The sequence below is a fragment of the Natronorubrum marinum genome, from assembly GCF_052040125.1.
GTDB lineage: Archaea > Halobacteriota > Halobacteria > Halobacteriales > Natrialbaceae > Natronorubrum.
In genome coordinates this window covers 671,051-692,131 of the sequence record NZ_JBPPFV010000003.1, presented here as the reverse complement: position 1 = coordinate 692,131, position 21,081 = coordinate 671,051, and the positions used below count along the sequence as shown (strand labels likewise).

The 21,081-nt window shown below is 58.6% G+C and carries 22 protein-coding genes and 2 pseudogenes; 12 read left to right on the top strand and 12 right to left on the bottom strand.

Going from position 1 to position 21,081, the window contains the following annotated elements; all coding sequences use genetic code 11:
- The first annotated feature begins 87 nt into the window (after window positions 1-87).
- Entirely contained in the window at window positions 88-825 is a 738-nt protein-coding gene (locus tag ACSFC5_RS19725) for a creatininase family protein (protein WP_440766921.1), read from the top strand.
- A 45-nt stretch (window positions 826-870) separates the two neighbouring features.
- Here the strand turns inward: ACSFC5_RS19725 and ACSFC5_RS19720 are convergent, their stop codons facing one another.
- Entirely contained in the window at window positions 871-1,353 is a 483-nt protein-coding gene (locus ACSFC5_RS19720) for a DUF5790 family protein (protein ID WP_440766920.1), read from the bottom strand.
- A gap of 402 nt (window positions 1,354-1,755) precedes the next feature.
- Here ACSFC5_RS19720 and ACSFC5_RS19715 point away from each other — a divergent pair, with 402 nt between their 5' ends.
- Window positions 1,756-3,087: a hemolysin family protein gene (locus ACSFC5_RS19715; protein ID WP_440766919.1), complete on the top strand. Its 1,332-nt coding sequence runs from the start codon at window positions 1,756-1,758 to the stop codon at window positions 3,085-3,087.
- Between the two features lie 275 nt (window positions 3,088-3,362).
- Here the strand turns inward: ACSFC5_RS19715 and ACSFC5_RS19710 are convergent, their stop codons facing one another.
- A complete protein-coding gene (locus tag ACSFC5_RS19710) occupies window positions 3,363-3,725 on the bottom strand; it encodes a dihydroneopterin aldolase family protein (protein WP_440766918.1) in 363 nt (120 codons plus the stop codon).
- 145 nt (window positions 3,726-3,870) lie between these two features.
- Here ACSFC5_RS19710 and azf point away from each other — a divergent pair, with 145 nt between their 5' ends.
- Entirely contained in the window at window positions 3,871-4,614 is a 744-nt protein-coding gene (azf, locus tag ACSFC5_RS19705) for an NAD-dependent glucose-6-phosphate dehydrogenase Azf (RefSeq protein ID WP_440766917.1), read from the top strand.
- 129 nt (window positions 4,615-4,743) lie between these two features.
- Window positions 4,744-5,715 carry an aldo/keto reductase gene (locus ACSFC5_RS19700; protein WP_440766916.1) on the top strand — a complete coding sequence of 324 codons (972 nt, stop codon included), beginning with the start codon at window positions 4,744-4,746 and terminating at the stop codon, window positions 5,713-5,715.
- Window positions 5,716-5,857: 142 nt separating this feature from the next.
- Here the strand turns inward: ACSFC5_RS19700 and ACSFC5_RS19695 are convergent, their stop codons facing one another.
- The 3 genes from ACSFC5_RS19695 to ACSFC5_RS19685 all read right to left on the bottom strand — a co-directional run bounded on the left by ACSFC5_RS19695 (window position 5,858) and on the right by ACSFC5_RS19685 (window position 8,748).
- Window positions 5,858-6,472 carry a DUF309 domain-containing protein gene (locus tag ACSFC5_RS19695; protein WP_440766915.1) on the bottom strand — a complete coding sequence of 205 codons (615 nt, stop codon included), beginning with the start codon at window positions 6,470-6,472 and terminating at the stop codon, window positions 5,858-5,860.
- A gap of 366 nt (window positions 6,473-6,838) precedes the next feature.
- The gene (locus tag ACSFC5_RS19690; protein ID WP_440766914.1) at window positions 6,839-7,933 is read right to left on the bottom strand and encodes an aminopeptidase; all 1,095 of its coding nucleotides are present in this window, start codon (window positions 7,931-7,933) and stop codon (window positions 6,839-6,841) included.
- 77 nt (window positions 7,934-8,010) lie between these two features.
- Window positions 8,011-8,748: a queuosine precursor transporter gene (locus tag ACSFC5_RS19685; RefSeq protein WP_440766913.1), complete on the bottom strand. Its 738-nt coding sequence runs from the start codon at window positions 8,746-8,748 to the stop codon at window positions 8,011-8,013.
- Between the two features lie 345 nt (window positions 8,749-9,093).
- Between ACSFC5_RS19685 and ACSFC5_RS19680 the strand changes: the two genes are divergently transcribed.
- From ACSFC5_RS19680 to ACSFC5_RS19670, 3 genes and pseudogenes are all read left to right on the top strand, one after another.
- On the top strand, window positions 9,094-9,288 hold the full coding sequence (locus ACSFC5_RS19680; RefSeq protein ID WP_006087767.1) for a cold-shock protein: 195 nt from the start codon (window positions 9,094-9,096) through the stop codon (window positions 9,286-9,288).
- A gap of 569 nt (window positions 9,289-9,857) precedes the next feature.
- Complete coding sequence (locus ACSFC5_RS19675; RefSeq protein WP_006087766.1) at window positions 9,858-10,130, top strand: PadR family transcriptional regulator; 273 nt, start codon at window positions 9,858-9,860, stop codon at window positions 10,128-10,130.
- Between the two features lie 228 nt (window positions 10,131-10,358).
- Window positions 10,359-10,460: pseudogene (locus ACSFC5_RS19670) on the top strand (DNA starvation/stationary phase protection protein DpsA); the annotation flags it as partial.
- Between the two features lie 20 nt (window positions 10,461-10,480).
- Here the strand turns inward: ACSFC5_RS19670 and ACSFC5_RS19665 are convergent.
- Window positions 10,481-10,703: pseudogene (locus tag ACSFC5_RS19665) on the bottom strand (amphi-Trp domain-containing protein); the annotation flags it as partial.
- 154 nt (window positions 10,704-10,857) lie between these two features.
- Here ACSFC5_RS19665 and ACSFC5_RS19660 point away from each other — a divergent pair.
- Together ACSFC5_RS19660 and ACSFC5_RS19655 are read left to right on the top strand one after the other, a co-directional pair.
- Complete coding sequence (locus ACSFC5_RS19660; protein WP_440766912.1) at window positions 10,858-12,075, top strand: ABC transporter substrate-binding protein; 1,218 nt, start codon at window positions 10,858-10,860, stop codon at window positions 12,073-12,075.
- A 694-nt stretch (window positions 12,076-12,769) separates the two neighbouring features.
- Window positions 12,770-13,207: a DUF6653 family protein gene (locus ACSFC5_RS19655; protein ID WP_440766911.1), complete on the top strand. Its 438-nt coding sequence runs from the start codon at window positions 12,770-12,772 to the stop codon at window positions 13,205-13,207.
- An 89-nt stretch (window positions 13,208-13,296) separates the two neighbouring features.
- Here the strand turns inward: ACSFC5_RS19655 and ACSFC5_RS19650 are convergent, their stop codons facing one another.
- The 4 genes from ACSFC5_RS19650 to ACSFC5_RS19635 form a co-directional block, all read right to left on the bottom strand.
- Entirely contained in the window at window positions 13,297-13,725 is a 429-nt protein-coding gene (locus ACSFC5_RS19650; RefSeq protein ID WP_440766910.1) for a hypothetical protein, read from the bottom strand.
- Between the two features lies 1 nt (window position 13,726).
- On the bottom strand, window positions 13,727-15,277 hold the full coding sequence (locus ACSFC5_RS19645; RefSeq protein ID WP_440766909.1) for a multicopper oxidase family protein: 1,551 nt from the start codon (window positions 15,275-15,277) through the stop codon (window positions 13,727-13,729).
- 115 nt (window positions 15,278-15,392) lie between these two features.
- Window positions 15,393-16,301 carry an ABC transporter ATP-binding protein gene (locus ACSFC5_RS19640; RefSeq protein WP_440766908.1) on the bottom strand — a complete coding sequence of 303 codons (909 nt, stop codon included), beginning with the start codon at window positions 16,299-16,301 and terminating at the stop codon, window positions 15,393-15,395.
- A gap of 2 nt (window positions 16,302-16,303) precedes the next feature.
- Window positions 16,304-17,155 carry an ABC transporter permease gene (locus ACSFC5_RS19635; RefSeq protein ID WP_440766993.1) on the bottom strand — a complete coding sequence of 284 codons (852 nt, stop codon included), beginning with the start codon at window positions 17,153-17,155 and terminating at the stop codon, window positions 16,304-16,306.
- A gap of 132 nt (window positions 17,156-17,287) precedes the next feature.
- Between ACSFC5_RS19635 and ACSFC5_RS19630 the strand changes: the two genes are divergently transcribed.
- Both ACSFC5_RS19630 and ACSFC5_RS19625 read left to right on the top strand, forming a co-directional pair.
- Window positions 17,288-17,950: an SdpI family protein gene (locus ACSFC5_RS19630; protein WP_440766907.1), complete on the top strand. Its 663-nt coding sequence runs from the start codon at window positions 17,288-17,290 to the stop codon at window positions 17,948-17,950.
- Window positions 17,951-18,094: 144 nt separating this feature from the next.
- Window positions 18,095-18,715, top strand: a complete 621-nt coding sequence (locus ACSFC5_RS19625; RefSeq protein ID WP_440766906.1) for a CPBP family intramembrane glutamic endopeptidase — start codon at window positions 18,095-18,097, stop codon at window positions 18,713-18,715.
- A 222-nt stretch (window positions 18,716-18,937) separates the two neighbouring features.
- Here ACSFC5_RS19625 and ACSFC5_RS19620 read toward each other — a convergent pair whose 3' ends face one another.
- Window positions 18,938-19,384 carry an SRPBCC family protein gene (locus ACSFC5_RS19620; protein ID WP_440766905.1) on the bottom strand — a complete coding sequence of 149 codons (447 nt, stop codon included), beginning with the start codon at window positions 19,382-19,384 and terminating at the stop codon, window positions 18,938-18,940.
- Window positions 19,385-19,742: 358 nt separating this feature from the next.
- On the opposite strand from ACSFC5_RS19620, the gene ACSFC5_RS19615 reads away from it, so the two are divergent.
- Window positions 19,743-20,069, top strand: coding sequence for a hypothetical protein (locus ACSFC5_RS19615; RefSeq protein ID WP_440766904.1), 327 nt, complete (start codon window positions 19,743-19,745; stop codon window positions 20,067-20,069).
- 101 nt (window positions 20,070-20,170) lie between these two features.
- On the opposite strand, the gene ACSFC5_RS19610 is transcribed toward ACSFC5_RS19615, so the two are convergent.
- Window positions 20,171-20,953, bottom strand: coding sequence for a DUF3267 domain-containing protein (locus ACSFC5_RS19610; RefSeq protein ID WP_440766903.1), 783 nt, complete (start codon window positions 20,951-20,953; stop codon window positions 20,171-20,173).
- Between the last annotated feature and the right edge of the window lie 128 nt (window positions 20,954-21,081).

Genomic DNA, 21,081 nt, shown 5'->3' with positions numbered 1-21,081 from the left:
GACCGGCAGGGGCAAGAGCACTAAATGGGGGCAAAACGGGTCGCGGCCACCGGGGGTTTCTTGGCCGCTCCGTGGGAGTACTCCCCCATGGATTTACGCGACGCGACGTGGACGGACGTTCGCGACTGCGAGACCGATCTCGCGGTCGTCCCCGTCGGGAGTACGGAACAACACGGTCCCCACGCGCCGCTCGGGACGGACGTCATCGCCGCTGAGGCGGTCGCCGACGCCGGGATAGCGCGCGTCGACCGCGAAGTCGTGCGCGCGCCGGCGATTCCGGTCGGCGTCGCCGAAGAGCACCGCCAGTTCCCCGGGACGATGTGGGTCTCCGACGAGACGTTCCGGAACTACGTCCGAGAGGCCGTCGAGAGCCTCGCCCACCACGGCTTCGACCGGGTGGTCATCGTCAACGGCCACGGGGGCAACGTCGACGCGCTGCGGGAGGTCGGCGGCCGGCTCACCCGCGACGGCGACGCCTACGCCGTCCCGTTCACCTGGTTCGAAGCCGTCGGCGAACACTCGGCCGAAATGGGCCACGGCGGCCCGCTCGAGACCGCCCTGCTTCGCCACTGCGAGCCCGACCTGATTCGCGAGGATCGGATGGACGAAGCACAGGCCGGACGAGCCGACGGCTGGGGCGAGTGGGTGAGTTACACGAATCTGGCCTACGATTCAGCGGAGTTCAGCGAAAACGGCGTCGTCGGGGACCCCGCCGCGGGCGACGAACGGCGCGGCGAGGAACTGCTCGAGCTAGCGGGCGACGCGCTGGCGAGGCTGCTCGAGGCCGTCGCGGAGCGAGACGTCTCCCGACCTGAGCGTCGATAACGGACTCGAGCGCGCCGATAGTCGACGATCGTACCCGACTCGGGATTACTCCTCGTCTTCTTCCTCGTCGTCGTCTTCGTCGGCGTCCGCCTCCTCCGCCTCCTCGTCGTCCGCGTCGTCCGCGTCGTCCTCGGCCGGACCGGCGTCCTCGAGCGTGCCGCGGAGGGCCGGGATCGTCGAGGTGAGTTCACCGACCTGTTCGCCGGCGTCGGAGATGTCCTCGATGGCCGCCTCGAGATCGCCGATCTCCTCCTCGAGGTCGTCGGCGTCCTCGAAGGCGTCAGCTCGCTGGCCCATCGTGAACCACTTCTTGGCGTCGCGGAGGTGGTCTTCGGCGTCGCCGGCGTTCAGCGCCGAATTCAGTCCGTTGAGCACGCCCAGCACGTTGTCCGCGTCGGTCTCCCAGACGTCGTCGGCGCTCGGAAGCGCATCCCAGGCCTCCTCGAGCGATGCTTCGACGTCTTCGCGCATCTCGTTGGCGGCTTCGCCGAACAGTTCCTCGTCGTCGCCGAATGTCGCTTGGCTCATGTCATTCCCTTCACGGTGACTGGGGTTAAAAGGTCGCCCGAAAGTGAAAGTGAAAAGCGACTCGAGCGGGCCGATATCGACCGAACGGCAGCGGAATTTCGAAAGGGAGGTCGGTCGGCCTCGAGGACGGAACGAGCGGTGGCGTGGGCTGACTTCGAACCGATCGGTACAGGTTGAACAGTTACCGGGGGCAGAATTGCATTTCTATGGATCTTGTCAGGATGAGGGTGTTGAATACAGAGAGTCTCTTCAGCAGACCCGGATGCTGCTTTGCCTGATGAATCTCGAGGCCCTATGTTCGCAGGTAGTTGGCGGAATCCTGTAGAGGATTTTAGTAAATAGAACGAGATTCATAGATATGGCCACACTCCAATCGAACGGCAGTATTTACTGGGATACCCGATGGTAGACATCGCGCTCTCGGTGGGACAACTCGTCTTAGCGCTGTTTCTCGTGGTATTGAACGGCTTTTTTGTCGCTGCAGAATTCGCCTTCGTTCGAATTCGGGGGACATCCGTTGACCAGCTCGTCGAGGAGGGGCGGCCCGGCTCGGGGACGCTCCAAGAAGTGATGACGAATCTCGACAACTACCTCGCCACGACGCAACTCGGCATCACCATCGCCTCACTCGGATTGGGATGGGTTGGCGAACCCGCAGTGGCAGCACTCATCGAGCCCATACTGGAATCGGTTCTCCCGGCGAATCTCATCCATCTCGTCGCGTTTGCAATCGGCTTTAGTATCATCACGTTTCTCCACGTCGTTTTCGGTGAACTCGCGCCGAAGACGATCGCAATTGCCAAGACCGAGCGACTCTCGCTGTTCCTCGCCCCGCCCATGAAGGCCTTTTATTACATACTCTATCCGGGAATTGTCGTCTTCAACGGGGCGGCCAACGCGTTCACGCGGTCGCTCGGTGTGCCACCCGCTTCCGAAACGGATGAGACACTCGGTGAGCGGGAGCTCCTTCGGGTACTAACACGATCCGGCGAGGGCGGGGACATTGACGTGACAGAAGTGACGATGATCGAGCGCGTCTTCGATCTTGACGACACCGTGGTGCGGGAGGTCATGGTCCCACGACCGGACGTGGTGAGCGTTCCGGCGGATGCCACACTATCCGAACTTCACTCGATCGTCTTAGAGGCCGAACACACGCGCTATCCGGTTCTTGATGCCAACGACGGTGACCAAGTGGTCGGATTCGTAGATGTCAAGGACGTGCTGCGAGCAGAGGTGGACGATGGGGATGCCGAGATAGTCGGTGACATCGCCCGCGAGATTATCATCGTTCCGGAGACGATGACAATTAGCGATCTCCTGATACAGTTCAGGGAGGATCGGCAGCAGCTGGCCGCAGTCATCGACGAGTGGGGAGCGTTCGAGGGGATTGCAACGGTTGAAGACGTCGTTGAGGCCCTCGTCGGTGACCTTCGGGACGGGTTTGATCTCGATGAGCGCGAACCCTCGATACGCCAGCGTGACGATGAGGGGTACGACATTGACGGAGGAGTCCAATTGTCGAACGTTAACGATACTCTGGCTGGGGACTTCGAAAGCGAGGAGGTCGAAACGATCGGTGGACTGGTGCTCGGGCAACTCAACCGCGCGCCAGAACCTGGCGACCGCGTCGAGGTCGACGGTCACGTCGTTGAGATAACGAGCGTCGAGGGGGCCCGAATTTCGACGGTATGGGTCCACGAAAGAGATGTCGATGATCCAGCGGTAGACTGAGTGGGGTATGAACTTGATCGTTTAGGTCTGTTCAGCCTCACGCCACCGTTTAATTGGTGTTTCGTTCTCTACTGGTCTGATCCGTAGTTGTTCATCGAATGGATCGACAATTGATGAGTCTTGGGTTTCAGCGGAGGAAGCAGATCTGCGGTATAATCAGATGGAAGGCACTGTAAGATACGCGCCCTGTATTCAGCAAGGTTTCGTGAACAGCACTTTGTCTGATAGAGCCCGCAGTGCTCAAGAAGTCTACAGAGTGTTCGGAAGCCCTTACACTACCGACCCCGAACTGACGCCACGCGCATCAGGGGATAGCCGTCTTCCATCGCCATCCGCGTGACGACCTCACAGCCCTCGTAGTCGACGACGATCTCGACCTCGAGGAATCGTCCGGTCAGTTCGGTGTAGTCGGCCGCCGAATCGGCGAGTTCGGCCTCGAGTTCGTCGATCATCACGTCGACGGTCACATCGGCACAGTGGGGCTGGTTTTCGATCGAGTCCTCCATCGCCCGCTCGAGACTCGCAGCGCTATCCGGCGAAACCGGCGTGCCGGCGAACTGGTGGTAGAGCGTCCCGAACTTGATGCCGGCCTCGAAGCAGGCGGCCTCGGCGACTGTGGGGTCCGTATCGCTGGTCATGTGGGAGTGCTCGAGTGCGGTCGGCAAGGGGATTGCGATGCGAGCGGCGTGTCGCGTTGTTCCGCGGGACTGAGGGGTGCGACACGTAACCGAACCGACTCGGAATCGCATGGTTCTTATCGCCGCTTTCCCTCCCACCGAACGAATGGCACAGTCGGTCCTGCTGACCGGGGCTGCGGGGCGCGTCGGAGAGGCCATCCTCGAGGGCCTCGCGGACGACCACGAGTGGCGCTTGCTCGATCGCGATCCGCCAACGGAGGACTATCCGGGCGAGTTCGTCGTCGCGGATATCACCGAGGACGAGGCCGTCCGCGAGGCGATGGAAGACATCGACGTCGTCATCCATCTCGCGGGCGACCCCCGTAAGACCGCACCGTGGGACAGCGTCCTGACGAACAACATCGACGGGACCCAAACCGTCTTCGAGGCCGCCGTCGACGCGGGTGTCGAGAAGGTCGCGTTCGCCTCCTCCAACCACGCCGTCGGCCACTACGAGACCGAGGAGCGAACGCCCGACATGTACCGTGCAGACGACGACTACCTGCTCGACGGGACGGAACTCCCCCGCCCGGGCAACCTCTACGGCGTCTCGAAGGTCGCCGGCGAGTCCCTCGGGCGCTACTACCACGACGAGTACGGGCTCTCGGTCGTCAACGTCCGCATCGGAAACCTCACCCGGGGCCACCCGCCGATCGACTACGAGCGCGGACAGGCGATGTGGCTTTCCTACCGCGACTGTGCACACTTATTCGATCGCTGTATTCGGGCCGACTACGAGTACGAAATCGTCTACGGCATCTCCGACAACAACCGCAAGTACTACTCCCTTGAGCGCGCGAAGGAGGCGCTGGGCTACGCGCCACAGGACAACTCCGCGGATCACGACTGATGCCGGCCGTTTCGTTCTTCGCCGAGCACGACTGAGGCGGGCTGTTTCGTTCTCCGGCGTCGCAACCGGAAGCCGGCAATCCGACCTCGAGCCGCGACGTTTTAACGCTCGGCGGTCGCAGCAACTCCTATGGAGTACACGACGCTCGGGTCGACCGGCATGTCGGTCAGTCGCATCGGGCTCGGCTGCATGAGCTTCGGCAGCGGCCGCGACTGGATGCTCGACCGCGAGGAGAGCACCGAACTCATCGAGCGCGCGATCGACCTCGGAATCAACTTCTTTGACACGGCGAACGTCTACTCGACGGGCGAATCCGAAGCAATCCTCGGCGACGCGCTCGCGGACTACGACCGCGATTCGCAGGTCGTCGCGACGAAGGTGTACGCGGAAATGGACCCCGACAACCCGAACTCCGGCGGGCTCTCCCGGAAGACCATCGAGCAGGAACTCGCGGCGAGCCTCGAGCGACTCGGGATGGACACCGTCGACCTCTACCAGACCCACCGCTGGGACTACGACACGCCGATCGACGAGACGCTCCGAGCGCTCGACGACGCCGTGCGACGGGGGCAGGCCCGATACGTCGGCACCTCCTCGATGTGGGCCCACCAGTTCGCCGAGGCCTTACAGACGAGCGACGACCTGGGACTCGAGCGATTCGCGACCATGCAGAACCACTACAACGCCTTCTATCGCGAGGAGGAACGCGAGATGTTACCCCTCTGTGAGAAGGAGGGAATCGGCGTTATTCCGTGGTCGCCGCTGGCCCGCGGCGTCGGCACCCGCCCGCTCGAGGCCCTCGAGTCGACGACGCGCGGGCAGACAGACGAGTACTTAGAGCAGATTCCCTACCTGCAGGGCGGCGGCGAGGAGATCAACGAGCGTATTCAGGAACTGGCCGCTGAGAAGGGCGTCACGATGGCACAGATTTCGCTGGCCTGGCTGCTCCACAAGGAGCGGGTCGACGCTCCCATCGTCGGGACGACCAGCGTCGAACACTTAGAGGAAGCCGTCGAGGCCATCGAACTGGATCTCTCGGCGTCGGACATGGCCTATCTCGAGGAGCCGTACGAACCGTTGCGGATCGCCGGCCACGAGTAACCAGTCCGAGACCGAAACCCTGCTTTTGCCGTCCCAGTCGAACCGCTCCTGAAAGGAGACGACGACGTAAACCAGCGCAAACGGGAGGGACACCTCGATCCGACGGGTCGATTCGCGTCGCGAACCGAGCGGCCACCGGCCGTCAGAACAGTCCCTCAACGTCGGTCTCTCGAGCTTCCTGTCGGTCGACGTGGTCCGTAAGGCGCTGATAAATGATTCCGCGGTGGTCGTCCTTGCGAACGAAATCGAACAGCAGCGTGATGAACCGACTGCTGTCGTCGCCGGCTTCGAGGTCCCGACGAGCGTACGCTCGGGCCCGCTCGATCGGCTCCTCGTCGTAGCCCAGTTCCGCCGCGAGGACCGGTGCGGCGACCGCGGTCGGTTCGAACCCGAGGTCCGCAAGCGTCGGCAGCGATCCCTCGTGTTCGAGCCGAATCGGTCGCCGACGCTCGAGCAGTTCGGGATCCGCCGCGAGGGCCTCGAGGAACGACCGCACGGGTTCGAGCGAAACGCCGCGGTAGTCGGCGGGCAGCCCCTCGAGATACTCGCAAGCGCTCTCGGTCAGCCCGACGGCGCCCTCCCAGTTGTGGTGCCGAGCGTGGTGGATCGCGGCCGTAAACTGGATCAAGCCGTGGAGCAGCCGCTCGTCCTCCGTGCCGGTCTCGAGGTCGAGCCAGTGCTCCTCCCAGGCGTCGTGGGCGGCGTGATAGAAGCCGGCGTTGTAGATGGCGGCGCCGGCCCGGAGCTGATCGCGCATAGTCGGCGTAGGCGCTCGAGACGGGTGAGACTGTCGGAGGATACTGAACACCGAAGACGGTGATCGCCGGATACGTACCGCCTCCGGCGGGGCGGGCAGACAACTGTGGAAAGGGAATACGCTGCCCACCGATGCTCAGTCGGCGGCAGCGTACGGGACGAGCAGCGAGTCCCGACCGGTTACTTCGCCGCCACCGGTCATGGCGGTACTCGATTCCAACGACGATTCCCTACATTATTATGCAGCCGCTTCGCCGTTTCGTGGTATGGGTTGTCAGCGCATAAGAGGGTATTAACGGGCTGCTACTATCGGCTGTAGTGACTAACGTGCGAACGTGAACGGGACGCGAAATCCGCAGATCGTGCGTTACTCGAAGCCGTCTTCCCACCGAAAGCGGCCATTACGCTGGACGACGGTCCCGTCGACCTCGAGTCGCGAGTCCTCGCTGACGTCGGTGATCATGTCGACGTGGACCGCGGAGTCGTTGCCGGACTCGCCGTCCGGAAGGTTCGCGTCGTAGGCCCGGCCGAGCGCGAGGTGAATCGTATCGCCCATCTTCTCGTCGAAGAGGATGTTGTCCGTGTAGCGGTCGATGCCGCGGTTCATGCCGATGCCGAGTTCGCCGAGTCGGCGGGCGCCCGCGTCGGTCTCGAGGATCTCGGCGATCACGTCCTCGCCCTGTTCGGCGTCGTAGTCGACGACCTCGCCGGAATCGAACTCGAGGCGGACGTTCCGGACCGATTCGCCGTGGAGCGTCATCGGAACGTCGAAGGTGACCTCGCCCTCGGTCGCGTACGGCGCGGTGAAGACCTCGCCGCTGGGGAGGTTGTGCGAGTCGTACGCGACCGATGCGGCGCTGTTGACTGCCGTTCGACCCTCAATCTGCATCGTGAGGTCGGTTCCGCTCGAGACGAGACGAACGTCGGAGCCGTCGTCGAGAATGTCCTTCATCCGGCCCATCTCTTCGGCTAATGCCTCCCAGTCCCGAAGGATCGCGTCGTACGCGAACTCTTGGTACTCCTCGTAGGCCATGTTCGCCTGCTGGGCGAGCGACCGGGTCGGGTGGACCGTCGACACCCAGCGAGTGTCCATCCGTGCCTCGCGGATCTCGTCTCTTGCGCTGCCGTAGGCCTGTCGAGTCTTCCCCGGAACGTCGGCCGTCGCACTCGTGTTGCGTCCGCCGCCGAGCGAGAGGTAGACGTCGGCGTTTTCCACCAGTGCGAGTTCGTGGGCCGGGTTCTCGTCGAACTCGCCGTCGTGGGCGCGGAGATACGCGCGCGTGACCTCGCCGGAGCTGTAGGTCGCGAGCAGGTTCGCCCCGCGTTCGCCGAGCGCCTCGGCGACCGCGACCGCGAGTTCGTGGGCGTCGGGTCCGACGGCGAGCACGACGTCGTCGCCCGCCTCGACGCGGGCACTCCAGTCGACCAGTACCTCGGCGTGTTCGCGTACGCGTTCGTCCATACCGACCTCTCTCGAGGCGGGTTACTAAACGTCCTCGTTCGACGCGAAAAGCGGATGCGCGGGAAGCGCCCCGTCGCTCAGGCGACCGTCGTCTCCTCGTCGGCCGTCGCCTCGCGCGAGCGGACGAACGAGACGACGGCGTAAACGATCGGGGTGTCGACGACGGCGATGGCGAGTTTTAGCAGGTACTGGCCGATCATCAGCGCCAGCAGGTCGCCGACGCCGAGGACGGGACCGACGCCGAGGGCGGCCGGCGCGAGCGAGAAGGCGACGGCGACGAAGATGACGGTGTCGATGGCCTGACTGCTCGCCGTCGACGCGACGTTTCGCAGCCAGAGTTTCTCACGGCCGGTGTAGTCGCGGATCCGGTGGAAGACGATCACGTCCCAGTTCTGGCTGACGACGTACGCGAGCAGGCTTCCGAGGACGATGTTCGTCGACGCACCGAGCACGTCCGCGAACATCCCCGGGTCGATACTGGTCGCGGCCGCGGGAGCCGCGATGGTCGACCAGACGAGCACGAGGACGACGAAGTTCATTGCAAAAGCGACGTTGACGACGATCTGTGCCGCCCGTCGGCCGTACAGTTCCGCATAACAGTCGCTGGCCAGAAAGGTCAGCGCGTAGGCGAGCGCGGCACCGGGTAACACTAACTCCGCGCCCGTGACCGGAAGCGAGAACGGCAGCGAGAACGCGAGCACCTTCGAGGCCGTCAACTGCGCGGTCACGAGCGCCGTCACGAACAGCCCGATCAACGCCACCTGCGCGACCGTCGGGCCGGTGGGCGGCTGCGATGGCGAGTTCGACTCTGTCATGCCCGTCGCGTATCAGCGGAGCCACCTAAACGATTCGAGACGGGCTCGAGCCCGCCTCGAGCGGCTCGTTGCGACCGGTCCGATCGGTACTCGAAGCGAACGGTCGAGGCGAGGACGAGCGAACGTATCACCCGAGTACGAGTGAGATCGGGCGAACGTACACCCCTGAACGGGCATTTCTTACGGTCGTGAGGATTATATAGTCAGATTCAGCACCGTTATGAAACCGTCGCTCGGGAGCCGAAATTCGACGTGTGACACGGTTTACTCGAGCGTGTGTCTGTCTCTCGAGAGGACGAGTATAACACAACTGTTATACGTAACCCGGCACTCTCTTGGATTGCAATGGCGAAAGGAAACGTTGATTTCTTCAACGACACAGGCGGCTACGGTTTCATTTCGACGGACGACGCGGACGATGACGTTTTCTTCCACATGGAAGACGTTGGCGGTCCGGACCTCGAAGAAGGCACAGACATCGAATTCGACATCGAACAGGCCCCCAAGGGCCCCCGCGCCACCAACGTCACCCGCCTGTAAAACGGCTCTACACGTTCGGTAGCGGATTTCACAATTCAATACACATTCTTCGGTAGACTACACGGCAAGCGACCGCGATAGCGACAGGGGAGTCGCTTGAGTACGACGAACGTCGACGAGTTGCTCGCTCGCATATCATCGGTACCGATAGTCGAGTGACTCAGACCGATACCTAAGTGAGTCCCCACCCGCTCGTCAGCCGACGCGGAGGACGATCGTCAGCGAACGTGCCTCGTTCCGTCACGTTCACGCCCGCTGTCACGTACTTGGAGACGCAACGATCGTTTCACGATCCGTTCACGTTCCATTTCGATAGTAAGCGGTCGTTGACTGTCTCGCAGAGCTAACACTAGCCCACAGAGACGCGAGACACACAGATACGATACCTCGAGCGACGAATCACCAGCAAGCGGTGTACCGGCGAGCGTCACGTGTAGCCCGCTGTTACCGACAATGAAACAGACTCTCACTGTAATTATCTCAGTTAGACCGTACACACAGTCGAGAAACAGTTGATACGAGAACGATAACAAATAGTCGAACAGTTGGTGTGTCGGTGTGGTTGCAACATGGACGATCTGACCGGATTTCAACGCGATCTGCTGTACGTGATCGCCGGCGCCGATGAGCCGTCTGGCCAGGAAGTAAAAGACGAAGTCGAGAAGTATTACAACAGCGAGATCAATCACGGCCGGCTGTACCCCAATCTTGACACGCTCGTCAACAAAGCGCTCGTCGAGAAAGGGCAGCTCGATCGCCGAACGAACTACTACGCGATCAGCGACAGCGGCCTCGAGCAAATCGAAGACCGGAGAGAGTGGGAACAACAGTACATCGAGTAATCGAATTCGAGCCGATCGACTGAGCGGCGCGTGACAGTCGATGTCGTGCAGGCGCTTTACCGTCGCACGACGGCGGCCACTCGGGGCTTCAGCGGCGGCTCGAGCGATCCGATCTCCGCCGGGACGAGCACCAGCCGGCGGATTTGTGAGTGTCATCTTTGGGTCTCACGTTTCGGCCTCTCGCAGTTGATGAACTCTTCTCGAGACGTCCAGTCCAGCGGCCGCTTCGAATTGCTCCGCGAACAGTTGGTTTACCTCGAAGAGCGCATCCACGTGATCGACCACTACCTCGAAGACGATACACTGGTCCTCAAAGAAGAAACGAAGTAACCCGCCATCTGGTCCCGTTTTTAGACAATATCTGGCGCTTCGTCGTCCGTGGGTCCGGGGAGTTCCGTCTCGGTTTCGAGCTCCGATTCTCCAACACCGTCGAAATCAATCTCCAACAATCGGTTCACCGAAGGCAAATGGGAGTTCCCATTCCTTATCCACAACTGTGATATTGTCGTCATCTTGAAGTTGTTCGCCCAGTTCGATCAGGAACTCACCCGCGTCGCTCGCAGTAAGACGATACGAGTTCGTATGCCGTGATCAACGGCTTTTCGTTGGCTTCACCCGTCTTGTCGTCGGTGGTATCCGGTTCACCCTGCGATTCCATGGGAGTTATCTGTTTTAGGCCAGCCTAAGATTCGAAAGCACTTTAGTGTTTTAGGCCAGCCTAATTCACATGTCGAGGGACGACACACGGCAGAAGGCATCAACGCGGCGCGACTACATGAAGTACGGTGGGGCGGTCGTTGGCGGGGGACTGCTCGCCGGCTGTACCGGAGATGATGGGGGAGCACAATCCGACGAGAACGGGTCGGCCGGCGACTCCTATTCCGTTTCAATGTTTCCGGTAGGTGAGGTGGAGTTCGAGTCGGTTCCAGAATCCGTAACACCGTACAACATGGGCTGGGCAGACATGCTCGTCTCGCTCGGACAGGCGGACAAGCTCAAGACGAACCGGCTGACTGCGCCGACACTGTTCTACGACCGCTTCGATATCGACTGGGACGCCGACTACCCCGCGCTGTGGCAGGACGGCGGCTGGTCTAAGGAAGTGATGTACGAACTTGACCCGGACGTCTTCCTCATCGACCCGAACCTGATGAGTCAATGGAGCGATAACTGGTCCGAGGAGGACACCGCGGAACTTGGGCAGAACGTCGCCCCGTTCTTCGGCTGTCATAACCGCCGAATCCGCGGCGACTGGCAGAAGGAGCTGGGCTACCCGGAGCAGGCACCCTCGCTGATGGAGGCGTTCGACGCAGTCGGGACCGTCATGGACGAGCGAGAGCGCACGGAGGCGTGGCTCGACCTGCACGATGAACTGCTGTCCGAGGTTAAGTCCCGAATTCCCAACGACGAGCCACCCTCTATCGGGTTGATAAATAGCGGCTCGTCCCCGGAAAAAGGCGAATTCTACGTGCTGTATCTGGAGGATAACGGCTACGAGATGAAGCCGTATCGCGACCTCGAACTGGTTGACGCCGATGCGTTCGGGGGCGTCGAGACCGGCCAGTATGGCCTCACCGATTACGAAACGATGATCGAGGTCGACCCGGATCTGATCCTGGTTCACTGGGGAATCACGACTGGGTCGGTAACGTTCGGCGGCGACGGCGCATTCGACGGCGAGCAATTCCGCGAGCAGTTCATCGAGCCGATGGAGAACCACGAGGTTGGTAGTCAACTGACTGCAGTTCAGGAGGGTCGCGTGCTCCCCGGACCGACAGCCGAACAGGGGCCGCTCGTCAATGCCTTCCAGACGGAACTAACAGCACGACTGTTCTATCCGGAGGAATTCGGAGAACTCGATTTGGACGCACCGCTGAACGTGCCTGATGAGGAACAGCTGTTCGACCGCCAGCGAATTGCGAACATCATCACCGGAGACATTTGAATATGAGCGGCACCGTTTAGTTTAAAATACTTGACAATCACGTGGTTCGGATCTGCTCGTGAATAATCAGTTGAACACCAATTCACTGGAGAAATACCACAAGGAACGGCTCTACGACACCACGCTGATGAGTAGTGTTCTTTGATTTAAAATTTCCAAATGATTTGTTAGCCGTGTGCTCGGCGCTTCAATAGCTATGTCGGTTGGTTAATATAGTAACATTCGATCTCGACTCAAGATTCAGACGAATATACAGACAAAATGCAATTCAATTAGGATTTTCACACTTTCTATTATGTGAGAGAGTCAATAACAGGGATATTCGTCCCTGGAACCTTCATTCCCTCGAATGTAGCTGGCTCAGACTCCCGCAATTTTTAGATTTTCCTTTGGGTTGAAATTATAAATGACGTGTCCGACGTATTAACGTCTCAAAGCCAGTTTTGCGGAAATAATGGGCCCTGACGGGGAACGTCCACAATCTTCGGGGCTCTCAGCCAGCTGTTAGTGGACGCGAGAATGTTGATGCTGCTGATCCTCACTACCGTGTCATTGGTGTCGTTTTATTTGGGGCAAATTTCTACACCCTAATACCGCAAGTGATCAGAACTATCTGTTATGTTCAAATGCCTACTCAACGCTGTGGCGGAATGTTAATGTGACAGTGGAACGTCTCACTTTCGAGATAGTTGATATGCTCAAAGAGTTGACGGAGATGGAGAATATGTGGGCCAGACACTCCAATCCGAAGAGCGGGTGGAGTCGAATGGCAGCAGGGTTCGTGGCCGTGGGCGCACTCTACCATCGGCAATGGAAGTTGTTGGGGCTCATTCTCCTATTCTTAATCATCAATCCGGTGCTATTCCGCGAACCAAGTGAAGAGTTGGATGACTGGATGTACAAGGTCGTACGTGCTGAAGAACGCTGGACTAATGACGGGCACCGCCTCATCGGTCTCGGCTACCCACAGATCCTAAACACCGTGAGTATCCCAATCGGGCTCTATGGTCTCTACGCGGCGTACAAACGCAAGCCCGTCTCAACGTTGGTTTTCACGCTCGCATCACAAGGACTCAACCAGTGGTGTTTGACGGAGATTATCGAGTACTACGAAGAAGTCGATTCGCAGTAAGAATATATCCCATATTGATCCTCCGTCCAGAACGATGCGTGCGTCACCTGTACGTAACGCGGTATCCTCTCGGCGTGGCTTTACTGCGGTTAGTTCGAATTATTCCACATCCACATCAAGGACAGTAGTAGTGAGAGTACTAGTGCCATCACGATGTATTCAACGCCATCAATAGGGGTTCGGACAGAAATAATCCATACTGGGAACATAGTCTCAATGGCACGAACGAGAACCCAGAACACGAGAAGACCAGCGTTGAATAGAACTCCCAGTCTGAACGTCCACCGACCGGGATCGAATAACAAGTTGACAGCCAGTAGGCCCTGTCCAATAGCAAGCGCTGCAAAAAACGCCCCGTGTACTGGCCAAAATAACAGCGCCTCCGCCGCTACCCAGAGATAGAGCAGTTCCACAACGAACGCAAGACCGGCTGTGAAATATTGCAGGCGAGTAACCGACTCACTGGTGAGAGCGCCAACCAGTGTTCTCTCCGAGTCCGGCTGGGGATCCAAACTCACGTCAGACCACCTCGAAATTTGCCATCATCATCATGTCTTCGTGCTCAAGGTTGTGACAATGGAAGACGTACTTCCCACGGTACGGTCCAAATCGAGCGACGACTTCGACAGTGTCTCCATCTAAAAATACCGTGTCTTTCCATCCTCTATCGTACGGTCCGGGTGGATCGCCATTTCGAGAGAGGACTTTGAAATGAACCAGATGGAGATGAGCAGGATGGGCGGGGTCACTATCGAGCTCCCAGATTTCGGTCGTATCGAGTTTCGGCTTGGCGTCGATTCGCTCCGGGTCGAACGATTGGAGGTTGATCGTAGACATTCCCCCTTCCATTCCCGCGAGGAAGTTGAACCGGCGAGTTTCAACAGCGTTGTCTGGATCGGGGAACTCCAATGGGGGTGCGAGCGTCGAGGGGATTTCACTTTTATCGGATTCCTCGCGGGTCACCTCAAACTGCATGACATCGGCCGTCCTTCCCGATCCACGCCGGTTCGTGAGGGTTACTTCCGTCCCGATCGAATAGTTCGAGAAATCGATGACGACGTCGAATCGCTCCGCTGGTGAGATACGTAGACGATCGTGTGAGAGTGGCGTTTCAAGCAGGCCACCATCGCTTCCGATCTGTACGAACGCACTGCCATCGGATGGTGCCGGATCGAGTTCGAGATCGTACACCCGCGCGTTCGATCCGTTGAGCATTCGGAAGCGGTACTTCGTGTTCGAAACTTCTAATTTGGGCCACGGTGCCCCGTTGACGAGTATCGTATCGCCGTACCAGCCGTCGCTCGCAACCGGCAGGACCCCGTGTTCGCCGAGAAGCGACGGGTCAAGTGACGGGTAATACAGTTCGCCGTCCTCTCGGAAGGTCCGATCACAGATCAGGAGTGGAATCTCTTTCTCGCCCGATGGGAGCGGAAGGTCGTCTTCGATTTCGTCGCGGATGATGTAGAAGCCTGCGAGGCCCTTGTACACCTGTGGCCCGGTGAAATCCATCCGGTGATCGTGGTACCAGAGCGTCGCCGCCCGCTGTTCGTTCGGATACGTGTACTCTTTGGACCCGTGGGAAACCCCATCAACAGTGCCAGCAGTGTGATGACTGGGGATCGCATCGTGATCGAGGTCTTGGGGAAAGAGAAGATCCGTCGGGTATCCATCGCTCTCCGGAGGTGTGACGCCGCCGTGGAGATGTACGGCGACCGGAACGGGTAACTCGTTTTGCTGTTCGATCACGACCTCCCGTCCGCTATCTGCTTCGATCGTTGGACCGGGAAAGAGCCCGTCGTACCCCCAGATCGTTGTTTCGTATCCGGGGAGAATTTCGATCATTTCCTCCCGCTGTGTAATTTCATAGTAGTCGGTCGTTTCATCGGTACGGATCGGTTCCGCCGTCGGTGGAACGGGAAGCGACACCTCGAATCGTTTGATTTCTGGACTCGAAACCTGATTCGCTTCAAGGAGGCGCGCAACAGGGCGCGAGAGCGCACCGACCGGGAGGGCCACTCCGACTCCGGCCGTCAGTCCGAGCTTCGTCAGCCGTCTGCGGGTGAATTCCATGCGACACTCGGATCTGGAGTCAGATTCCGTTCAAGATGCTGGTGAACATGTTGTTCTCGAACAGAAAACGGATCCCGGTGTAGGTTCGCGGGTTGACTCTGCAAGTGACAGCCAGCTATTGTTCGGCGACGGGCTGAATCCCATCCATTACAGACGGTTCGAGGTAGGTGTAGAAATTGAACAGATCTGTGTAGGATGGCCGATCAATTTCGACGAGTGCACTCTCGAAATTCGCGTCCTGTGCGCTCTTTACGTCGGTGAGTGAGGTTCCCTCCGAGAGAAACCCACGCACTTCGTCGCCGCGGTGGAACGCACGCCCACCAACGAGCAACTCTTCCGGTGGCACGCCGCCACGAATCCGAAGCACGCGCGGAAGCGTTTCGAGGAGCGCTTCCGGTGCGCTACTTGTGACAATCCGCCCGTGCTGAACGAAGGCGATACGATCGGCGATCTGTGCATCGAGCGGTGTGTGGCTCGTGATGAGGAACGCAGCTCCGGTTTCCCTGCGTTCGAGGATCATATCGTGTAGCACCCGAATCATCGACAGATCAAGTTCGGCGACGGGCTCATCAAGGAGATACAACGGAACGTCCACCGACAGTGCGATTGCAACTTCGATTTTTCGTTTCATCCCGCCGGAGTACGACCGGACGAGACGATCGGCATCGTCTTCCATTTCGAGTCGCTCGAGTATCTGTTCGACGTCACCGGTCCCCCGTGGATGAAGCCCACGGTAGAACTCGATATTCTCTCGGCCGGTAAGGTCAGGAACGGTCATCTCACCCTGTTTCATGACGCTCATCATCGATCGCGCTTCGACGGGATCGTACGAGTCGAACAGTGTGATGCTCCCCTCCGTAATCCGGTTGCTTCCTGCGAGACAGGACATGAACACTGATTTCCCGACCCCGTTCGGCCCCATCAAGAGGACGATTTCTCCCTCTTCAACGAGCATGTCAATACCTCGTAGAACCTGTTCGTCACCGAATCGCTTGTGTACGTTTGTGGCTTCGAGTACAGTCATTTTCACTCCCTCCGATAGGCAACCCGCTGAATAACGACGACGGACGTGACGAGCAGTACGAGGCCGTATCCGACGAGCAGTCCCAAGTGTTCGGCTCCATCAGGCATCGTTGGTGGTGTCAACCCCCAGTGAGCGAAGTCAGCGTCGGTCAGGTAGAAAATCTGAACGCGGGCTGCCAGCGCGTTCGGGACGTAGTTGACGAGCGCTTGATTTTCGGACAGCATCGCTGGCTGGACGCCGTTGAACCCAGTGAGAAAAAAGGACATGATGACGATAACGACCGCGAGCGTCGTGATGTACTCCGGTTTCGTGATAAGCACTGCGAGTCCCATCGAGAGCGCCATCGCAATGAGACAGAACACGAGGAGCGTCAGAAACGCGACCGGGATCGAGAGGATCCCGCGAGGGCTGTAGGTTGCGCCGTGGACGTATCCCGCGCCGATCGTCACGAGAAACGATAGGACAGCAATCGCAAACCCAGCGAGAAATCGACCCGTTAGATCCGCGGTCGGCGAGATCGGAAGCGACCGAAACATGCGGAAGCGACCAGATTCAAGGTCTCCCGCGAACGCCCCTGCAAAGACCGCGACAGTGACGGTAAACGCGCCGAAGAGCCCGAACGAAATCGCGTTGTTAGCCTTGATCGCTCCGACCTGTTCCTCCAACGGAATGAAAAATTCCATCGTTAGCAGGTACCACGCTACCGGCCAGGCGATTGCAAGAGCGAGTATGAGCTTACTTCGGGAGAGACTCCGAAGGTACCGTTGCGCGAATACACCGACCTGGTGCGTCCATCGTACAGTGGTTGGGTTGGGATACACGAGAAGAGGTCGCTCATCAATGAGTCTCACCATTGTGGTGAACATGTAGACATGGACGCCCCCCCTTTGGAAACAGGTGGGAAGATTTGTAGGAGTATGATTCTTCGGTTCGTGAGTCGATCATCATCGGTGAACCTTGATACGATGCAGTGAGAACACTGGTGCATGAAGCCAGCGCACAGGCTCGCAATAGCAGGTGGAATTGCAGTACTCGCAGCGCTCTTGAGTTCCTTCGTCGGAGACTCAGTACCCGAACAACTCGTCACGAACTGGGACGCCGCTGGCGAGCCGAGCGGAACCATGCCGAAAGAACAGGCGCTGTGGCTCCCGCCCGCGCTCATGGCTGTCCTCATCGGACTATTCGCCGTGCTTCCGCGGATCGACCCGCTCCGAGAGAACATCGCTACTTTCCGCCGGTATTACGACTGGTTCGTCGTCGTCCTCACCGCCTTCCTCTTTCTCGTTCACGCCGGAATTCTCGCGTTCAACCTTGGGTACGAGTTTCACTTCGTACACCTGTTACTCGCCGGAGTAGCGCTCCTGTTCTACTATACCGGAGTCATTCTGACAAAATCCAAACGGAACTGGTTCATCGGGATTCGAACTCCGTGGACGCTCAGTAGCGACGAAGTGTGGGACCGAACCAACAAACTCGGCGGACGGCTGTTCAAATTCACGGCGATCCTGGCGCTCGTCGGGCTTTTGTTCGGTGAGTGGGCGATCTACTTCTTGCTCGTTCCGGCGCTCCTGACCGCGGTCGTGACGGTTGTATACTCTTATTACCTGTACGAACGGGTCGAACGTGAAGTCGATGCCGAGGGTACCTGAATGTCCACGACTCGTCCGCGCCTTCCACTTCGGAGCTCACAACTACTCGCCGTCGTCGTCGCGGTTTCTCTCTACTATCTCAGCCAGTGGCTCACGGACGTGGTACGACTCCGAGCGTACCTACCGCTCGGTAGCGATCTGAGGATGGTTCAGTGGGTCGGCGCGATTGACCACCACGTCGTACAGCTGTGTTTCGCACTCGGCTGTATCTGGTATCTCAGCGGCGGTGACTGGCGTTCGTGGGGCCTGAACACGAAGAATCTGGGCGAGTCGAAGCGGCTGCTCACTCGGGGATTCTTTCCGGTTCTAGTCCTATTCCTGTTTTTCGGTGAGTTGCTCGTCCCCTTGCTGACTGATACACCGCCGGAATTCGGGTACGAAGTCACTGTCGTGAACGTGATCGGGATCCTGGTCTTCATGGGGATCGTTTCGGGCCTCTCCGAGGAAATCCTGTTCCGGGGATTCATTCAAACGTATCTGACCCAGTATTTCGATCGAACGTTCACCGTATTCGGCCACGTGCTCCCACTATCAGGACTCATTGCGGCGGTGATTTTCACCGTCGCCCACGTCGGGTTCACGGTGTTTCCACTGGGAATTTATCACCTTCAGATCCCACAGATCGCGCTCGCGTTCGTCCTCGGAATCTACTACGCGATCGCATACCACGAGACGGAGAGTCTGGTCGCACCGATCGTCGCCCACAACGTCGTGAACGGTGCCATTATGATTGCCACGTTACTGGCATCGGGGATTCTCACGTAGACATCTTCGAATCTCTGGATCAAGAGTCAACGGTGAGAGATAGTCGGCTGAATAATTGGTGGAAGGAGCGTCTCTCGTATCCGCGTGCTCACACTTCTGCCTTGGTATGCGAACCTCCGCAAGACACACACCGCGTAGTCGGCAGAACCGGAACAGGAGGCTGAACGAGACGCTCTGCTACGGATGGTCTACTTGCGACGTGACGATTCTCTCGGGTAGTGGTTACTCGTCACTTTCTAAGATGCGTTTTAGATTTTCGCCTTCCTCTTTCATATGCTTTCGAACGGCGTCGAATTCCCGTCGATTGAGTCGAGCGCCGATCGGCCCTGTTCGTACCTTGATGTGTTGCGTAAGTTCACAGCCGTCAGAGCGAGGCGAGATAGTGAAGCTGATGGTTGGCATGAGAAGCTTGATCACACGTGACGTCGGTTCGAATTCGATGTGTCGATCCGGTTCGATCCGCGTGAATCGAACCGTTTTCTTTTGCATCTTTCCCGCGATCTCTTCCTCAAAATAGGCTTTGCTACCCTCCTCTAAAGCACCTTCATTGAGCCATCGAAACGTAATGTGATCGGGATGCCACCGCTCGTAATTCTCCTCCATCTTTTCAAAAAAGTGGTAGACTTCTCTTGGCGACGCCTTCATGCCCGTCGTCTCTTCCAACAGCATTCTAGTTCGTCAGTCGCTGCCTCTCTAGATAAACGTACTCTCGGTGTGCCAGTTGTACAATTTTGCACCGTCCGAACCGCTTCGACACACATAACCGCTATATTCAGTACAAACCGAGATGGCGTCCTAGTCGCAAGAAGTAAGCGACAATGAGCGAGTACGGAGGAGCAGTCTACCTAGAGGATCTCTATCCCGCGTCCGGTAACGGCCCAGAACCCCGAAGTGAACATGTGGTCGTCAATTCTCAACCGTCAGCGCGACCATCTTCTAGCTGATGACGGAATTATCAGACATGCAGTGGAGACGGATCGTAATCGGCGGCACCGTACCCCACGTTCTCTCACTAGGCCTGTTGATCGTGGCAATCGTCGCCTATACGTTCCTCCTCGCGTTCGGGACTGGTGGTGAACCCGACCAGGGATCGTTGGACCAATTCAACGCGGTAGTCGGGACGCAGCTATTTCCCCTGGTGACAATTCTGCTCACGATACCGGTTGCGGCGTGGGTCGCCAGCAAAGTTGATTCGAAGGCCGCCACTACGCACGGATTCGCCGTCGGATTCCTCGTCGCCGCAATCGGGCTCGCCTTCGGCGCACTCGATCCGACGATGGGAGTTCGGTTCCTGCTCACTATCATCGCCGGGATTCTCGGTGCGAAACTAGAACCGGTGGTTTTTGACAATTAGAAGCATGCGTAGAGCGGGAGTGTGCTCTTAAATAGGAACTATTAGCGCCCAGTCACGCGGTGTGTAACGATGCGATTTCTGACCGACACTGGGTAATTCGCTTATTTCGGATAGCGCTCATGAACGATGGTTAGCAGTGCATAACTTCCGCCGCCAATGACGCTAAGAACGCCGAGTAATCGAACCCCGACTCCGAAGCTAGCACCGCTTCCATCAGGATCGCGGTGGTAATCGAGGACGTACCACCACGTCTCGGGGTCACCGACTGTAAGCGACTCGGCCCCAAATATGAGCGCACCGAAGACCGCGAGAATACTAGCCCCAGCAAGTGTTCCGAATGTTACGGTCGAGCCTAGAATCGTATTCCAGAAGAGTGACGCGTACGAATACGTCTGCCGATCGGTTTCGGAGCCGTAGATTCCGATTCCGACTCCGTTGGCCGTCTCCTGGATACGAACGTTCGATGAGTACTCAAGTAGCAAGATTGCCATCCAAAGATCCCCGACGGAACCAGCCACGTTTGCAGCGAGCGGGACGAACAACCAACTCGATGGAACGATCACCATTATTACCAGACCCGCGAGTGAGATGAGAACGAGGGGTGCGAGGAGAATACCCAACAACTGGTTGCGTGTGTACGTCTCGTCGCTCGTCGCATACGCGTATGGAAGGACGAAATAGGCGACACCAACTCCGTATCGGGGCTTACCACCGCATCTGGACATTGCTGCACCATGAATCAACTCGTGGGGAACAATTGCTGCGAGCAACAATGCAGCGAACGTTCCGAACGTTAGTAGCCCATCTCGCCCACTTTCGATAGAGAAGGTTACGTCCGGAGGATGTCCGGTGAGATAGTGAAAGAGCCAACCGAACGCAAACATAGCGACGAAGAAACTTCCCGTCGAAACCAGTAGCCAGTGACCGGCTACGCGACGAGTCAGGTGCCACTCTTTCAGTAGTTGAGGCCGATCAGTAGCGGCTATTGCTGTATCCGTAGAGCTGTTCATTT

Bases quoted from the DNA above. Each gene is read 5' to 3' on its own strand.
- ACSFC5_RS19690 (WP_440766914.1), bottom strand. From the start codon at position 7,933: ATGGACGAACGCGTACGCGAACACGCCGAGGTACTGGTCGACTGGAGT.
- azf (WP_440766917.1), top strand. From the start codon at position 3,871: ATGGCACAGTCGGTCCTGCTGACCGGGGCTGCGGGGCGCGTCGGAGAG.
- ACSFC5_RS19655 (WP_440766911.1), top strand. From the start codon at position 12,770: ATGCTCAAAGAGTTGACGGAGATGGAGAATATGTGGGCCAGACACTCC.
- ACSFC5_RS19645 (WP_440766909.1), bottom strand. From the start codon at position 15,277: ATGGAATTCACCCGCAGACGGCTGACGAAGCTCGGACTGACGGCCGGA.
- ACSFC5_RS19635 (WP_440766993.1), bottom strand. From the start codon at position 17,155: ATGGTGAGACTCATTGATGAGCGACCTCTTCTCGTGTATCCCAACCCA.
- ACSFC5_RS19710 (WP_440766918.1), bottom strand. From the start codon at position 3,725: ATGACCAGCGATACGGACCCCACAGTCGCCGAGGCCGCCTGCTTCGAG.
- ACSFC5_RS19715 (WP_440766919.1), top strand. From the start codon at position 1,756: ATGGTAGACATCGCGCTCTCGGTGGGACAACTCGTCTTAGCGCTGTTT.
- ACSFC5_RS19660 (WP_440766912.1), top strand. From the start codon at position 10,858: ATGTCGAGGGACGACACACGGCAGAAGGCATCAACGCGGCGCGACTAC.
- ACSFC5_RS19640 (WP_440766908.1), bottom strand. From the start codon at position 16,301: ATGACTGTACTCGAAGCCACAAACGTACACAAGCGATTCGGTGACGAA.
- ACSFC5_RS19720 (WP_440766920.1), bottom strand. From the start codon at position 1,353: ATGAGCCAAGCGACATTCGGCGACGACGAGGAACTGTTCGGCGAAGCC.
- ACSFC5_RS19695 (WP_440766915.1), bottom strand. From the start codon at position 6,472: ATGCGCGATCAGCTCCGGGCCGGCGCCGCCATCTACAACGCCGGCTTC.
- ACSFC5_RS19680 (WP_006087767.1), top strand. From the start codon at position 9,094: ATGGCGAAAGGAAACGTTGATTTCTTCAACGACACAGGCGGCTACGGT.
- ACSFC5_RS19620 (WP_440766905.1), bottom strand. From the start codon at position 19,384: ATGCTGTTGGAAGAGACGACGGGCATGAAGGCGTCGCCAAGAGAAGTC.
- ACSFC5_RS19625 (WP_440766906.1), top strand. From the start codon at position 18,095: ATGGTTCAGTGGGTCGGCGCGATTGACCACCACGTCGTACAGCTGTGT.
- ACSFC5_RS19700 (WP_440766916.1), top strand. From the start codon at position 4,744: ATGGAGTACACGACGCTCGGGTCGACCGGCATGTCGGTCAGTCGCATC.
- ACSFC5_RS19685 (WP_440766913.1), bottom strand. From the start codon at position 8,748: ATGACAGAGTCGAACTCGCCATCGCAGCCGCCCACCGGCCCGACGGTC.
- ACSFC5_RS19725 (WP_440766921.1), top strand. From the start codon at position 88: ATGGATTTACGCGACGCGACGTGGACGGACGTTCGCGACTGCGAGACC.
- ACSFC5_RS19630 (WP_440766907.1), top strand. From the start codon at position 17,288: ATGAAGCCAGCGCACAGGCTCGCAATAGCAGGTGGAATTGCAGTACTC.
- ACSFC5_RS19675 (WP_006087766.1), top strand. From the start codon at position 9,858: ATGGACGATCTGACCGGATTTCAACGCGATCTGCTGTACGTGATCGCC.
- ACSFC5_RS19610 (WP_440766903.1), bottom strand. From the start codon at position 20,953: ATGTTTGCGTTCGGTTGGCTCTTTCACTATCTCACCGGACATCCTCCG.